This is a genomic window from Streptomyces sp. HD (assembly GCF_028369295.1).
GTDB lineage: Bacteria > Actinomycetota > Actinomycetes > Streptomycetales > Streptomycetaceae > Streptomyces.
This window is the reverse complement of sequence record NZ_JAQMYP010000040.1, coordinates 52,219-66,541: the sequence shown is the minus strand read 5'-3', so window position 1 is coordinate 66,541 and position 14,323 is coordinate 52,219. Positions and strand designations below refer to the sequence as shown.

Here is a 14,323-nt window from a genome sequence, read left to right as displayed (position 1 = left end):
GATGTGTCCCGAGAGCCTCGGCTGCGGCGAACGACTCCTCGGCGGCAGCCCGTTCGCCTGGCCCGAGGCTCGGTCCGGGGGCAGGCCGGTGCGGTGGACAGCGGTCAGGACGGTTCCGAGGACGGCGATGGCGGAGCCCTGGACGGGAGGCAGCGGCTGGATGCCGCGGAGCGATGCAGGGTGCTCTGCCGCTGGGAAACAGAGGCTGTCCGGGGGTGAGCCGCGTCGCATCGAAGCGGGTCAGGCTTGCTGTGCAACGAGTTGCATAGACGGATCCCGGCTACTTCTGGACCGCGACCCACCAGCAGATCTATCGCGTGCTCAAGCGCATGGAGAACGACGGTTGGGTCGACGTCAGGGATGTCCCGCAGCAGGGTCGGCCGGACAAGAAGGAGTACAGCGTCGCCGACCTCGGCCGGGCCGCGCTGTCCTCCTGGCTGCATGATCCGATCGAGCCGGAGAGCGTCCGCCACGACCTGGCCGTGAAGATCCGGGGTGCCGCCTTCGACGACCCGGCTGCCCTGATCCGGGAGGTGGAGCGGCACCGGCAGGCGCACCGGGACCGGGTGGCGCACTATCTCGCAGGAGAGGCGCGGGACTTCACGGGGCCCGAGGCAGGTGCGGCCGGTCCAGAGGCGCCGCTCGCCGCGGAGCGCGAACTCCAGCACGTCGTGCTGCGCGGCGGGATCGCGTACGAGCGGATGATGATCGACTGGCTGGACGACGTGCTTGCCACGCTGGCCCGGTTCGGTCCGGGCGGCTGATCGCCGTGGCCCCCACCGCCGTGCCTCCGGGTCCTCCCGATCCGGCCGGTCCAGCCGTCGGAACTCCCGATTCCCACCCCTCCACCAGCCGAAAGGCATCCTCATCATGGCTGACCAGCTGCTGTTCAACCCGCACACGTACGACCCGACGCACTTCGACCCCGAAACACGCCGTCTGCTGCGTGCCACCGTCGACTGGTTCGAGGAGCGCGGGAAGAGGCGGTTCATCGAGGACTACCGGACCCGCGCCTGGCTCGGCGACTTCCTCGCCTTCGCAGCGAAGGAGAACCTGTTCGCCACCTTCCTGACGCCGTCGTCCGCCGCGGGGGAGGGGGAGCCGGACAAGCGGTGGGACACCGCCCGGATCGCCGCGCTCAACGAGATCCTGGGCTTCCACGGCCTGGACTACTGGTACGCCTGGCAGGTCACGATCCTCGGCCTCGGTCCGGTGTGGCAGAGCGACAACGCCGCCGCCCGCTCCCGCGCCGCCGAACTGCTCACCCAGGGAGAGGTGTTCGCGTTGGGCCTGTCCTTTATGCGACCAGGGGGGTGCAGCTCACCTCACCGCAGCCGGCGCCGGGTTGGATGACGCGTGTATCGATCAATCCCCGTTGGGCCGCCACAGCCAGCGCAGCGCGTCAGGCAGCAGGACGCCGCCGTGGTTGGGGCTGTGTCCGCCGTCTCCCAGGACAAGGACCGGCGCCAAGCGGCCGGCCATCGAGGCCCGGTTTCGCGACCACCACACCTTCAGCGTGATTCACCAGCATGCCCGGCCTGGGCATCGTTCTCGGCGCGGAGTTCCTCGCGGCCACCGGTGGTGACATGACGGTCTTCGGCACCGCCGACCGCCTCGCCGGCTTCAGTGGCGTCGCACCCGTTCCCCGCAACGCCGGGAAAACCAGCGGCAACCTTCGGCGTCCCCAGCGCTACAACCGCCGTCTGCAGAGAGTCTTCTACAGCTCTGCACTGTTCAGCATCCGGCACTGCGAGGAGTCGCGCCGATTCCACGACCGCAAACGCGCCCAGGGCAAGCGCCACACCCAAGCCGTAATTGCGCCGGACGGTTCCTGGCTCGCCACCGCTGGTAACGGCAAGTCGGTGAGGATCTGGGACCACGGCTTTGCTCTGACTTCCTCACGAACGCCAGGGGGCCACACCGGCCCGGTGAAAGAGGTGGCGATCGCACTGGACAGCTCCTGGCTCGCGACCACCAGCGACGACAGGAAGGTGAGGATCTGGGACCGTACTTCGGGGATCTGCACGGCCGTCCTTACGGGCCACACGGGCTCCGTGAACGCGGTGGGCATCGCACCGGACGGGTCCTGGCTCGCCACCACCAGCAGTGTCCGCCGGTATCTGATGGCCGCGTTGGAGCGGTGCCGTGGACCGCGACACCGCCTGAGCGGCGCTGTCTGGCATCAACGTCGACGGAAAGATGGCGCCTACGTTGTCTGAGAGGTAAATGAGTGGCGGAGTGTGGTCTATTTCAACAACCCCTGTCCCGGTAGCCTCACCTGTGGCCAATAGCGCACCATCCCCCCACCCCCCAGGTTCGCGTGCCGGCGTGGATGACACCCACCTATCTCTGTCCCTAGCAGCCGGGTGATCTCCCCCGTTCGCCGCCTCTAGGAGGATTACGGTGAAAGTTCGCACCAGAAGCTCGGCGATCATCGGCACCCTCTGCCTCGTCGCTTCCCTCGCTTTGACCACGGCGTCTGCCGACGAGCTCGGCGCCCCACGTCAGGCCGCGAAGGTCGTGCTCAAGAAAGTGGCCACGGCCCAGAATCCAACCGCCGGCGCCGCCGGTCCGGGTGGCACGGTCTGGATAGCCGAACGCGCGGGCAGGGTAAGGGTCTTGGGCGATGAGGGGCTCGGCGAGCCCGTCCTCGACATATCCAGCGAGACCACCACCAACGGCGAACGCGGCCTGCTGGGCGTCGCGTTCGACAAGGAGTTCGCGCACTTCTACATCTCGTTCACGAACCTCGAAGGCACCAGCACCGTGGACGAGTTCGCGATGCGGGACGGCAAGATCCAGCCGGACACCCGGCGCACCGTCCTCACCCAGACACAGCCCTACGCGAACCACAACGGCGGCGACATCACGTTCGGCCCCGACGGCTACCTCTACATCGCGCTCGGCGACGGCGGCTCGGGCGGCGACCCGCACGGCAACGGGCAGAACCTCGACACGCTGCTGGGCAAGCTACTGCGGATCGATCCGAGCGGCGGCAAGCCGTACGCGATCCCGCCGGACAACCCGTTCGTGGACGACCCGAACGCGAAGGACGAGATCTGGGCGTACGGGCTGCGCAACCCGTGGCGGTTCTCCTTCGACACAGGCACGGGCGACCTGCTGATCGGGGACGTCGGCCAGAGCGCGTGGGAGGAGATCGACTGGGCCCCGGCAAACAGCAAGGGCGGCGAGAACTATGGCTGGTCCCAGATGGAGGGCAACCATCCCTTCCGGGGCGGCACGGAGCCCGCGAACCACGTACCGCCGATCCACGAGTACGACCGCAACGGGCTGGGCTGCTCGGTGACCGGCGGATACGTCTACCGAGGCGAGGCGATCCCGGACCTCAAGGGTCAGTACGTGTTCAGCGACTACTGCGACGGCACCGTCCGCACTCTGCAGATGGAGAACGGCAAGGTGACCGGCGTGAGCAACCTCGGAGTCGACGGCGGCCAGATCGTCTCGTTCGTGCAGGGAGGCAACGGCGAGCTGTACGTGCTCGATCTGGGTGGCAGCGTCTCCCGCATCGATCCGGCGTAACGACCACCGGATGAAGAAGCCGCCGAGTAGCGAGTATCACCCAGGTTGGCTGGATCACCTCCGGGATCTCCGGCCCGCTTGAGGCATGCCCGCCGCCCCGGCCCGAGAACCTTGACGTTCTTCGGGTGCAGGACCTGCAGTTCGGCCACCTCTGCTGGACGACGCTGAGTCAGTGTTGTGCCTTCGGGGCCATATTCGGGTCGGGGCTCTGCGGGCTCGGCCCGGAAGCGGCGGCAGCTGGCTGGCCCTTTCGCGGAAGCACCGTCAGATCCCGTCAGCCGGCGGGTGCGCGCGAGACTTGGCATGGCTCAGCACTTCGGCTGACGAGTCCAGGGCTCAACGGCCAACTGAAGGCTGTGGTCTGACCGTTCTTCCGCGACACGACCAAGCTCGACGACGTAACGCCCTGTCTGCTTCTGACGTAGTCGTCACGCAAGCGCGGTCAGAACTAACTGCACTCAGTCACAGGTCCAGAGTGAGCCGGTGGCTCTGTTCACGAGTTGCGCATCGGGAGGCAGTTCCGAGGCCGCGGCGTTCGAGTTGTTCATGGGAAGGGACAGCGCCGGTTGCCGGTGCTCAGTGGCAGTACGTGGCAGTCGCGATCTCGACGAAGGATCGGATCAAGGGGTTGGTGTCACCCTCGTTCCACACCGCGACCACTCGGCTCGGTGCCATGTCGATCAGGGGTACCACGGCCAGCTCTGCGGGCAGGTCGTGTCCGAGCGGGGCCAGGCCGACGGTGCCGTTCCACAGTACGGCCTGCAGGCATTCGTGGACGGCACGCACGACCGGGCCCTCGCGGGGCCTGCCGCCGTTCCAGTACGACTGCCAGATGGGGTCGGTGCCCTGTGGGAACTGGAACCAACGGCGTTCGCTCAGCTCGGCCAGCCGTAGCCGGTCGCAGCGGGCCAGCGGATCGTCGGCGCGCAGGACCACGCCGACCGGATCGGTTCGCAGCGTACGCACCGTCAGGGCAGTCTCGTCAAAGGGCGCCCGGGTCAAGGCGATGTCGACCGGTCCGTTGCGCAGCCCGCACGTCGGGTCGGTCAGGTCGGTGTCGCGTATGCGGATGTCGATGCCGGGATGACTTCGGCGGTAGGCGGCGGCCAGCCTGGTCACTCCCGGGTCGGTACCGTCCCCCAGGATGCCGACGGTGAGGGGCGCGACGCCGGCAGCCACGCGCACGCGTTCACGGACGCGGTCGGCATGGTCGAGTAGAGCCCGCGCTTCGTCGAGCAGCACCGTGCCCACCGAAGTGAGGGTGACGCCGGTGGGCGAGCGGGCGAAGAGCAGAGTCCCGGCCTCGGCCTCCAACTGCTTGATCGCCCGGCTCAGAGGCGGCTGACTCATGTGCAGTCGGGTGGCGGCCCGGCCGAAGTGGAGTTCCTCGGCGACCGCCACGAAGTAGCGCAAGGTCCGTAGCTCCACGCTGCAACAATACCCCTGGGGTATCGGCGCTGCGGGAAGGGTCTTGGACACTGGCGGGGTCTGCGCGGTGCACTCGTGAGCATGACCGACGAAGCCAGGACCAGCGAGCCGCTGGCCGACCCCGCCGTATTGGTGGTGGGCCCCGGCGAGGGCGAGACGATCGTTCTGGGCACTACGCGCATGCGCGTTCTGGAGGACGGCAGCCACACCGGGCACCGCCTCGCGATCGCCCAGTCCGTCCTCGCCCCACACACCCAGGGACCGCCGCAACACCGCCACGCCCAGCACGACGAGGGCTTCTACATCCTCTCCGGCACGGTCCGGTTCACCGTCGGGGACAAGGACTACGACGCCACCACGGGCACGCTCGTGATGGTTCCGCCCGGAACCCCTCACACCTTCGCCAATCCGGCCGATCAGCCCGCCGTCATGCTCAGCACATTCACCCCCGACCTGTACGTGCAGTACTTCCGAGACCTCCAGGAGGTGCTCGCCGACGGCAGGCCGCTGACGCGACAGGCCAACATCGACGCGATGAGCCGCTACGCGACCGACCCCGCCGCCGACCCCGCCTGAAGTCGACGCATGGAACGGCCCGGCCGCCCTCCTTTCGGCCGCGGGCCCGTGGCCGGCCGGCGGGGCCGTGGCGCGCCCGTCTTTCGGCGGGTCCGGCCCCCGCGGACGACGGACCGGGCCTTCTCACGGGCTCTTCTGGCCGTCGACGCAATCGACAGGTTCCCGGGAACCGGTGACCCATGAACGGAAGTCATGAACCTCGCATACTGGATCGTCGCGGGACTGCTCGCCCTGTTCTACGTCTACGCAGGCACGCTGAAAGTGATCCGCGGCCGCGATCAACTCCGCCCGATGATGGCCTGGGTCGACCGCATACCCTTGCCCGCCCTCAGGACGCTGGGGACCGTCGAAATACTCGGCGCGATCGGCCTGGTCCTGCCACCGCTGACCGGCATCGCACCCTCGCTTGCGCTGGCCGCGGCCAGCGGCTTCGTCCTCTTGCAGGCCGGTGCGATCGCCGTGCACCTGACCGGCGAAGACCGCCGGATCGCACTCAACGTCGGGCTCATCGCCGCCGCGGCCGTGACGACCTGGCTGGCCACCAGGCTGTGATCGAGCACAGCCCTCGAAACAGAGGATGCGAATCCAGGTCAGCCGCCCCACGGCCGCTGTCATTGCTCATGAACCTCGAACACGCCGCCAACCACGCGCTGCTCGGTGAGGCGTGCAGGTGCCGTCGCAACTCGGGTTCTGGCTCAACTTGTGTGACACGGTTCCCGTCGATCGTGGACATCGCAGTGCTGTCGGTGGACGTGAACATCGAGATAGTGCGTGTTGACGTGCAACGCCGGCCTCCAGACTGACGCGCTCTGAGATCCGAACTTGCCCCCGTAGGGTCCCCGATAGCAGCCGTACTCGCGCCGCTGGCGCTCGCTGTCGTGGAAGGCATTCACGTGCTGCAGCAGACTGCGGGCCCGGGAGTCAGGGTCGGCCTCAGTGAGGACCAGCCGCCGCATGAGGTTGCGGCCGACGTCCTGGCCACGGTTCTTGTGAGGCTCATCGAAGACGGTGGTGGTGTCACAGCGGGAGCATGTGAAGGTCAGTGGGTTGTCCCAACGGCCTGTGACCGTCAAGTGGTCAGTGTTCTTGCAGAGGGAGCAGGCAACCAGTTCGACCCCCGCGGGCGGCTGGTGCTCCGTGCCCGTGAACTCGCTCAGGTCCGCCACGTTCGCGGCGACCTATCGGCGCCGATCTGAGGTGATGCTGCATCAACCGGTCGCTCCCGCGCCCTCGCCGCTCGCGGGGCCCCCGCCCGGACGGAGCATCTGGCTCGCGGCCAGCTCCCGATAGAGGGGGCTGTCGGCCAGCAACTCCTCGTGGCGTCCGCCGGCGGCTGTGCGGCCGTCGTGCAGCACGACGATGTGGTCGGCGTGCTGCACGGTGGACAGGCGGTGCGCGATGACCAGCACGGCGCACTCCTGGGCGACATCCTTCATGACGCTGATGAGCGCCGACTCATTGATCGCGTCAAGGTGGGAGGTGGGCTCGTCCAGCAGGAGCAATGAGGGGCGCGCCAGCAACGCGCGGGCGATGGCGACGCGTTGGCGTTCACCGCCGGAGAGGGTGCTGCCGTGTTCGCCGACGGCGGCCGCCAGACCGCCGGGCAACCGGTCGACGACCTCTTCCAGCCGGGCCAGTTCCATGACGCGCCGGATCTCGGCCTCCGTGGCATCGGGCGCGGCGTAGGCGATGTTGTCGCGCAGGGTGCCGTGGACGACGTGGGCGTTCTGGTCGACGACGGCGATGCGTCGGCGGCAGGCGTCTCGGGTGAGTCCGGTGGCGGGCCGCCCGTCGAAGAACACGGTCCCGGCGTCCGGCTCGTAGAACCTCGCCACCAGGGCGAACACCGTGCTCTTGCCGGCTCCCGACCGGCCCACCAAGGCGACGTGCTGACGGTGTGCCACGGTGAACGACACGCCGCGCAGGACCGGCCGTTGCGGGTCGTAGCCGAAGCGGACGTCGTGCAGGGCGAGGGCGGGCTGGTCAGGGGTGGCAAGCGGACCTGTCAGCGGCGGCGTGAGTGCGTGGACCGTCGGCACCAGCGGTGCGGTCGGCTCCACGGGCAGACACAGGGCCTCTTCGATGCGCTGGTAGGCGCCCATTCCGCGCTGAATGAGGCTCACGGCACGGAAGACGGACGACAACGGCAGGACGAGGTACGAGGCGTACAGCAGGAAGGCGACGAGGTCGCCGAGGGAGCCGGCGTGGCCGCCCACGCGCAGGCCGCCCACCACCAGCACGATGAGGAAGGAGCCCTGCACGGCGAGTTCCACAGCGGGGCTCATCACCGAGGCGAGCTTCGCGGTGCGTACCCCCGCGCTGTAAGCCGCCTCGACACGTGCGCCGATGCCCGCCGCCTCGCGCTCCTCGGCACGGTGCACGCGGACCATCGGCAGGGCATCGAGGGCGCGCCCGAGGTCGGCGCCGACGGCACCGACCGAGTCCTGCATGCGTTCGGACGCGCATCGGATGCCTGTGAGCAGTGAGGCGACGATCAGGGCCGCGCCGGCCACGGTGACGGCGACCAGGAGGAGCAGCAGGGGGTCGAGCCAGGCCATGAGGACGACCGCCCCGGCGGCGACAAGGCTTCCCGTCACCAGATCGACGAGTGCCTGCGACACGACCTCCCGGAGCACGGTGGTGTCGGTCGTCACCCGGGAGATGAGGTCGCCGCCCCGGTGTCGGCCGTATTCCCTCATCTCCAGCCGGAGCAGTCGGCCCACCAGCCCGTGCCGGAGCTGCCGCACGATGCCTTCGCCCATCCGCTCCAGCAGGAAGCGCCCCACGGATCCCGTCGCCGCTTCGGCGACGAACAGCGCACCGAGGAGCGCCAGCAGCGGCCAGATGATCAGCCCGCGGCTGCTCGCGTCCACGACGTGCTTGGCGACGAGTGGTTGGGCCAGCCCCAGGGCGGAGGCCGCGAGGGTCAGTGCGATGGCGACGGCGATGGCGCTCCGGTGCCCGGCGGTGAGCCGGTACATCGTGACCACCGCCGCCCGGGTGGACTTGTTGTTGCCGTTGCCGTTGCCGTTGCCGTTGCCGTTGCCGTTGCCGTTGCCGTTGCCGTCGGCGACCGCGGCCCGGCCGTCTTCCGGCGCTGTGCTGCCGGTCATCGGTCCGTCGGTCGTGGCGGCGGGCCGACGGTCACCAGCGGCGCGAAGTAGCCCTCCGGCACACCCTCGCCGACGGAACGGCCTTCCGCCTCGATCCAGGCATGCGCGGTGAAGGGTGGGACAACGCGTACGCCGGTGCACCAGGTCGGCCAGGTCCCGCCGAGCCGGCACAGCAGTGCCGCTCCCAGGGAGCGCGGCAAGCACCCCTTGGGCCCGGCACAGTGCAGGCTGGCCGCGCACATGGCGTCGCGCGCGTTCTGAGCCTGCGCGGTGGTGGCGGGCGTGGCACCGCGCCGCAGGATGCCGAGCACGGTGCGGATACGGCGGGGCGGCAGGAGAGCGAGGGCGACGGCGGGGAGCAGAACGAGGCGGGCGGCCAGGCGTCGGGACAGGGGCACGTCCGTGGGCCGTTCGAGGGCGCTGGGTGTCGTCATGAGGCGAGCCCCGAACTGCGCAGCTGCCGTACGAGCGCTTCGACGTCCTGCAGGGCCTGTCCCTGGTCGATGTCGAACTCCCGGACCAGGGCGGCGGCCGCCTCCGACTCCTCGCCGCCGTCAAGGAGCGTCCGTACCACCAAGGTGGCCGTCGGATTCAACTCCCAGTATTCGCCGGCGCGTTCGTCCAGCAGCACCGTGCCGTAGTCGGTCTCGGCCGTAGAGATGGTGTCGACGAACCGCAGGGCCATGTGAGGGCCTTTCTGACGTGTCTGACGTTGTCTGGAGCGGGGATCGGGTCAGGGGCGTGGGACACGGGTGTGGTCGCGGGCGATTCCCCGCAGCCACACCTCGGCGGCGATCGTGGAGTAGAGGATGGCGTCGGACAGCCCCTTGGAGGCGGGGCGCCGGGCGAGGCGGCGCAGTTCGGCGCCGTCCACCAGGCCCAGCGCCTCCAGTCGCGAGTCCTCCCACAGGGCCAGCAGGTCGGCCCGGTGTTCGCGCAGTCCGTTGGAGGCGTCCATGGAGGCCGTGGCCTTGTTGCTCCGCCGCAGGCAGTCCTCGGGCACGATCCCGCGCATCGCGGTGCTCAGTACGGGCTTGTACCGCCAGGGCGTGACGCGCTCGTCCGGACGTACGGCCAGACATGCCTCGATGACGCGGTCGTCGAGGAAGGGCGAGGCCATCGGCAGGCCGACGCGCGCCGCCATTCGATCCCACTGCCGGATGACGCGGGTACACGAGCGGATCTGTTCCAGGTCGCTGTGCAGGCCACGGTCCGGATGCAGGGGCGCGGCCGTCGCCGCGGCGTCGAGCAGTGCCCGGCGGGCCATCCGCTCCGCCTCGGGGGTCACCCAGTCGAACAGACGCGGGGCCATGCCCCAGCCGAGCCCCGTCGCGACGGACGAGGGCAACGGGCCACGCAGCTGCCCGGACGCGTCGGCCAGCCACTTCCGGTACGGCCGGGAGTCGGCGAGCGCGCGGACCGTATCGCCGAGCGGCCACTGCCATAGCGCCCGGAAGCCGCGCAACTGACGCAGGGCGGACAGTGGACGGGTGCGCAGCAGCCGGTGGTAGTACGCCTCGGAGCACCATGCCACGTGGTCGCCGCCGATGCCGGTCAGGTGCAACCTGCTGCCGCGTTCGGCGAGTCCGGGCAGATGGTGCAGGACCCGGGAGCGGTCCATGACGCCGATGGTGGGCTCGTCGAGGAGGTCGTCGATGCCGAGCAGGTCCTCGTAGACCAGTGGCGAGGCGTCGGCATCCCAGACCACGTGCTCGACGTCCGGTAGGTGCCCGATCGCTCGCCGGGCCCAGTGCAGGTCGGTGTCCGCCGGATCGCGTCCCGGCCACGTGCTGGCCACCACACGGGCGGGGGAGCGGTCGGCCAGGAAGCAGACGGAGGTCGAGTCCAGGCCGCCGGACAAGTCGCAGCTCACGACGCCGCCTTGCTGCGTGCGTGCGTCCACGGCCTCTTGAAGCGCTGTCCGGATCAGGGGCGCCGCTTCGGCGAGCGGCCGGACCGGCTGCGGTGGCGTCCACCACCGGGTGTGCCGAACGGTACGCCCGTCCGCGGCGATGACCAGGGCGTCCTGTGGAGGCACAGCGGAGACCGCTCGCCACAGGGACGTCTCGAACAGCGGGTACGGGGCGGGCCACAACAGCCTCACCGCCAACTCCTCGACGTCGGGGTCGAGGCCCAGGACGGCGGCGAGCGTGTCGGCACGGGTGGCGGCCACCCGTACGCCGTCGAACTCCGCGTGGAACACGAGCCGCAGTCCGGAGGCCGTGCCCTGAATCCTGATCTGTCCGTCGAGAGCGCCGACGAGGTGGAAGCTGCCGGGCAGGGACCGGGCCAGAGCGTCGAGCTCCGCGAGATCACGCAACCGTGCTGCCCGGCGCCGTAGTTCGTCGGCGTCGATGGGGCAGCAGCCGACGACGGCAAGAGCGGCGGTGCCGACGTGCGCCGTGACGACTTCGTCGTCGTGCCAGTGGCCGACCAGCCAGGGCCGGCCTGACGCATGGGCGAGGCTCCGGCTTCCGGGGCGGGCGAAGGAGCGGGCCACGGCGGCCGCGTCCGCATGGTCGGTGAAGACCACGAAGTGCGCGTCGCCGGGGCCCGTCCCCGCACTTTCGTGCAGTTCAGTCATGACGTCGAGTCAAGGACCGTCGGTCGTCAGTTCTTGCTCAGGATCAGCCGGTCGTTGCCGGCGCTCCCGAGGAGCCCCGTCTCCTTCCGGAAAGTACCGAGCCGGACGAGCGTCGGCGCCTCATATGCCTTCTTCATGACCACTCCTGACGTGCGGGTTTCTCGCCCACCTCCCTGACGGCCCACGGTTCATCGGGAACCCGGGCCAGGAAGTGGACGCAGCACCCAGCTAGCTGCAGAACGTGAGCCCATGGCAAGAGCGTTTGAGAAGCTCAGATAATATGCAAACTTCCATTTCGTGGGGTTGTGCGCCGTTCCCCTGCGGCCGTTCTTGACGCTGCGATTGTTCTGCGCCCCGGATGTGTGTGCATGGAAAGAAACGTTTTGAGGTGTGCCGTGGTGGCTGCCTGCCACTTTTTCCCGGACGCGCCTGCCGACGGACACGGGCGGCGCCGCTCGGCGCACTCCGGGCCCCCGGACATGCGCCGCTTTCTGTGGTCCCGGTCCGAAGCGTTCCCCGGACACTTCACCGGCGGCCGAGTCGGTGCAGCGCCACGAGTGCGGCAGGCGGCCCATGCCCAGCCGGCTGATTCCGAAAGCGGACCCGTGTCGACGTCGTCCACTGACGTTGTCCTCGGATGGTTAAGCTGACAGTCCCCGTTGTGCCTCAATATATGAATTGGACGGGGCCAGCTCGGACATCTTCGCGAAGAAGGTCGCCCCAGCCGCTTTGACAGCCTTCAGGAATTCCTCGTACGGGGCGTTCGCAGTCTTGACTTCGTCGCCAATTTTGGCAGCCACTGAGACACGTGACCCTGTGACCTGGAAAGAGAGCTTGATCGGCTGGTCCGGGAAGTATGTCTCCGCATATCCTGACGACTGCGTTTTCGTCACCATCTCGGCAATGTAACACCAGAGCTGGTCGACGTAGTCCCACTCTTCAGTGCCGATGACTTCCGATCCGTCAACGGTCAGCCGAATGGCACCTTCGATGTAGTCCAGGTCGGGCGGTGGGGTACGGCAGGCTTCCACCTGCACGAACGTGCCGTCCGCACCCTTCAGGAACGTCTCGATCTCAACCACACTCAAGGTCCTTCAATGATTGTTATTTCCGATAGAACTGGCCCACTCGGCCTCTGTTCATGCCGAGCACGTAATCGATTCCGTTGACGTTCCCGTAAATCTGGTACATGCCCTGACTGCCTCGCCGAAGAAGAGTATCGCGGTTCTGGCGCATAACTTGACCGATGGCACCCTGGACGTCAGCAACACTCATGCCCGAATCAAAGAAGGACTGGTTCTTCTTCACGGAGCCATCCCAATACTTCGGGTGATGGCGAGTGAGGATGTGTTCCATTCCCTTCTTATCGAGCAAGAAGGAATGATTCCCGAACTGGAACCGCTGACTGTGCCAGTCCCGGAGGGGAGGAAGGCATCCTCCACTGTTATGAACCAGAACCGGCGTCTGTCCAGCGAATACATAGTACGTGTGGATGTACTCGACGGTCAGGTCGTACGTCGGCCGGGTGCCCTTGAGATCGGCTGTCGCGGTGACCTCGGGGGATGTGCCGACCCCTGCCAGCTTCTCACCGGCCCGCAGTTGCGACGCGTTCTTCCAACGGCTCGCCGTTCGCGACCAGAAGGGGTGGTTGTCGGTCACCGTGACGGTCGCGGGGCCGTCCTCGGTGGTGAGTTCGAGCCTGGTGAAGTCCTTGTCGGTGCTGGTGACGATCTGCCGGGTCACCCGCTGCGCTCCACGGAGATCCCGTACCGGATCGGTGGACATGACGAGGTCGCCGGGGCTGACGTCCTCGATGGGCCGCCGGGAGCCGTCCGCGAGCAGCACCGGGGTGCCGGCCGGGAAGCTGTGCGAGGTCGAGCACTCGGGCCGGTTGCGCTCCTTGCCTACCCGCTGGACCAGCCTTTTCACCTCGACCGTTGCGAGCGCGCGAGCGCTGATCAGTGAGTTGGCACTCAGCGGAATCGAGTACTGCACGGGGCGTCCGCCGCTGGCGCGGGAGCGGGCCTGGGCTTCGGCTTTCTTGCGGGACTCGACAGAGGCGAAGGTTGCGCCGGCGCCGGGGCTGGAGCAGGTGAGGCTGCCGGAGACAGTGGAGCCACTGACCGGGAAGGTGCCGGCGGCGCTTGTGCAACTGCCACCGGACTGCCCGTCGATGCTGAAGGTGGAGGTCATCACGGCGGTGACCTGGCCGCTCACCAGCCGGGACTTGGCGTCGCTGGTGATCTGTCCGGAGAAGTTGCCGGTGGCGGTGCAGCCGCCGGAGCTGCACTGGACGGTGCCGGAGCCGTTCAGTGCGAAGGAGATGCCGCTGTCGCCCGCCTTGCCAAGTTCCTTGGTCTGCTCCTCAAGGGTGTCGTACATGGCGGGGGCGTCGGATTCCGTGACCGGTTCCACGTCCAGGGCCAGGGTGTCCGCGCCATCGAAGGGTCCCTCGCTCTGGCCACCGTCGTCGTCGGCCGCCATGCGCGCGGTCGTGTATGACGCTCGATCCACGGACGTGGAGGATGCCGCGCCGGGCACGAACCCGCTCGGAGGCTCCAGCCTCAGCACCCGGTAGGGCTCCTTGCGGGTGATGACGAGCCGTCCGGCCGGCGTGTCGAGGGCCTGCGCTTCGGCGCCGTCCACGGTGCGAGAACTGGAGCGGTAGCCGTCGGCGGGGGGCTTGTCCTCAAGTTCGCCCAGGGCCGCGAAGAACTGGTTCGCCAATTCCGATGGCGCGGGCCGGTGCTTGGTCAGCTCGTCGGTGAGTGCGGAGTCCGGGCCCTCTCCGGCATCCCAGATGCTCGGCTTCTTGGCGCCGTTCGTGGCAGCGGGGTCCACGCGCCAGCGGGTGAAGGTCTTGCCACCGACGCTGAGTATCTCTCGGTCGAGTTCGTCTCGCCTGAAGCCGCTGCTGCCGAAGCGACTGCCCGCGGCAGTGACGGTGACCTCGCGCTTCATCATGCCGCCGGGCACGTCGTCCTTGTAGCGCAGCCCGGGGGCAGCGGCGAGGCCGGCGAGGGCGAGGCGGTAGGGCTGGAGCGTCCGAGGGTCGACCTTCGCGGACTTCTTGCCGTCGGCG

General features: G+C 68.5%; 12 protein-coding genes and 3 pseudogenes. 7 read left to right on the top strand and 8 right to left on the bottom strand.

The features are described from left to right. Window positions 1-278: 278 nt before the first annotated feature. The 5 genes and pseudogenes from POF73_RS32200 to POF73_RS32180 all read left to right on the top strand — a co-directional run. A pseudogene (locus POF73_RS32200) lies at window positions 279-764 on the top strand (PadR family transcriptional regulator); the annotation flags it as partial. A gap of 106 nt (window positions 765-870) precedes the next feature. Beyond that, window positions 871-1,296: pseudogene (locus tag POF73_RS32195) on the top strand (acyl-CoA dehydrogenase); the annotation flags it as partial. Window positions 1,297-1,480: 184 nt separating this feature from the next. Further along, window positions 1,481-1,820 (top strand): annotated as a pseudogene (locus POF73_RS32190) (IS110 family transposase); the annotation flags it as partial. Further along, the gene (locus tag POF73_RS32185; protein WP_443049669.1) at window positions 1,815-2,219 is read left to right on the top strand and encodes a WD40 repeat domain-containing protein; all 405 of its coding nucleotides are present in this window, start codon (window positions 1,815-1,817) and stop codon (window positions 2,217-2,219) included. The pseudogene POF73_RS32190 and the gene POF73_RS32185, both read left to right, overlap by 6 nt. A gap of 184 nt (window positions 2,220-2,403) precedes the next feature. Further along, window positions 2,404-3,540, top strand: a complete 1,137-nt coding sequence (locus POF73_RS32180; protein WP_272122552.1) for a PQQ-dependent sugar dehydrogenase — start codon at window positions 2,404-2,406, stop codon at window positions 3,538-3,540. A 576-nt stretch (window positions 3,541-4,116) separates the two neighbouring features. On the opposite strand, the gene POF73_RS32175 is transcribed toward POF73_RS32180, so the two are convergent. Beyond that, window positions 4,117-4,968 (bottom strand): LysR family transcriptional regulator, encoded by an 852-nt coding sequence (locus POF73_RS32175; RefSeq protein WP_272122551.1) that lies wholly within the window; start codon window positions 4,966-4,968, stop codon window positions 4,117-4,119. Between the two features lie 81 nt (window positions 4,969-5,049). On the opposite strand from POF73_RS32175, the gene POF73_RS32170 reads away from it, so the two are divergent. Together POF73_RS32170 and POF73_RS32165 are read left to right on the top strand one after the other, a co-directional pair. Beyond that, on the top strand, window positions 5,050-5,544 hold the full coding sequence (locus POF73_RS32170) for a cupin domain-containing protein (RefSeq protein ID WP_272122550.1): 495 nt from the start codon (window positions 5,050-5,052) through the stop codon (window positions 5,542-5,544). A 192-nt stretch (window positions 5,545-5,736) separates the two neighbouring features. Further along, complete coding sequence (locus POF73_RS32165; RefSeq protein ID WP_272122549.1) at window positions 5,737-6,096, top strand: DoxX family protein; 360 nt, start codon at window positions 5,737-5,739, stop codon at window positions 6,094-6,096. A gap of 656 nt (window positions 6,097-6,752) precedes the next feature. On the opposite strand, the gene POF73_RS32160 is transcribed toward POF73_RS32165, so the two are convergent. The 7 genes from POF73_RS32160 to POF73_RS32130 form a co-directional block, all read right to left on the bottom strand. Continuing rightward, the gene (locus POF73_RS32160) at window positions 6,753-8,657 is read right to left on the bottom strand and encodes an ABC transporter ATP-binding protein (RefSeq protein WP_272122548.1); all 1,905 of its coding nucleotides are present in this window, start codon (window positions 8,655-8,657) and stop codon (window positions 6,753-6,755) included. After that, window positions 8,654-9,091, bottom strand: a complete 438-nt coding sequence (locus POF73_RS32155; protein WP_272122547.1) for a lasso peptide biosynthesis B2 protein — start codon at window positions 9,089-9,091, stop codon at window positions 8,654-8,656. The genes POF73_RS32160 and POF73_RS32155 overlap by 4 nt, the downstream gene beginning before the upstream one ends. After that, complete coding sequence (locus POF73_RS32150) at window positions 9,088-9,342, bottom strand: lasso peptide biosynthesis PqqD family chaperone (protein WP_272122546.1); 255 nt, start codon at window positions 9,340-9,342, stop codon at window positions 9,088-9,090. Before POF73_RS32150 ends, POF73_RS32155 begins: the two co-directional genes overlap by 4 nt. A gap of 48 nt (window positions 9,343-9,390) precedes the next feature. Beyond that, window positions 9,391-11,241: a lasso peptide isopeptide bond-forming cyclase gene (locus POF73_RS32145; protein ID WP_272122545.1), complete on the bottom strand. Its 1,851-nt coding sequence runs from the start codon at window positions 11,239-11,241 to the stop codon at window positions 9,391-9,393. A gap of 26 nt (window positions 11,242-11,267) precedes the next feature. Then, window positions 11,268-11,378, bottom strand: a complete 111-nt coding sequence (locus POF73_RS32140; RefSeq protein WP_272122543.1) for a keywimysin-related RiPP — start codon at window positions 11,376-11,378, stop codon at window positions 11,268-11,270. A gap of 504 nt (window positions 11,379-11,882) precedes the next feature. After that, a complete protein-coding gene (locus tag POF73_RS32135) occupies window positions 11,883-12,323 on the bottom strand; it encodes a hypothetical protein (protein WP_272122542.1) in 441 nt (146 codons plus the stop codon). A gap of 22 nt (window positions 12,324-12,345) precedes the next feature. Then, on the bottom strand, window positions 12,346-14,217 hold the full coding sequence (locus POF73_RS32130) for a Hint domain-containing protein (RefSeq protein ID WP_272122541.1): 1,872 nt from the start codon (window positions 14,215-14,217) through the stop codon (window positions 12,346-12,348). Window positions 14,218-14,323 lie beyond the last annotated feature (106 nt).

What these genes read in the sequence shown, in the direction of transcription:
- POF73_RS32170 (WP_272122550.1), top strand. Translation starts at nt 5,050, where the DNA reads ATGACCGACGAAGCCAGGACCAGCGAGCCGCTGGCCGACCCCGCCGTA.
- POF73_RS32165 (WP_272122549.1), top strand. Translation starts at nt 5,737, where the DNA reads ATGAACCTCGCATACTGGATCGTCGCGGGACTGCTCGCCCTGTTCTAC.
- POF73_RS32160 (WP_272122548.1), bottom strand. Translation starts at nt 8,657, where the DNA reads ATGACCGGCAGCACAGCGCCGGAAGACGGCCGGGCCGCGGTCGCCGAC.
- POF73_RS32155 (WP_272122547.1), bottom strand. Translation starts at nt 9,091, where the DNA reads ATGACGACACCCAGCGCCCTCGAACGGCCCACGGACGTGCCCCTGTCC.
- POF73_RS32150 (WP_272122546.1), bottom strand. Translation starts at nt 9,342, where the DNA reads ATGGCCCTGCGGTTCGTCGACACCATCTCTACGGCCGAGACCGACTAC.
- POF73_RS32145 (WP_272122545.1), bottom strand. Translation starts at nt 11,241, where the DNA reads ATGACTGAACTGCACGAAAGTGCGGGGACGGGCCCCGGCGACGCGCAC.
- POF73_RS32140 (WP_272122543.1), bottom strand. Translation starts at nt 11,378, where the DNA reads ATGAAGAAGGCATATGAGGCGCCGACGCTCGTCCGGCTCGGTACTTTC.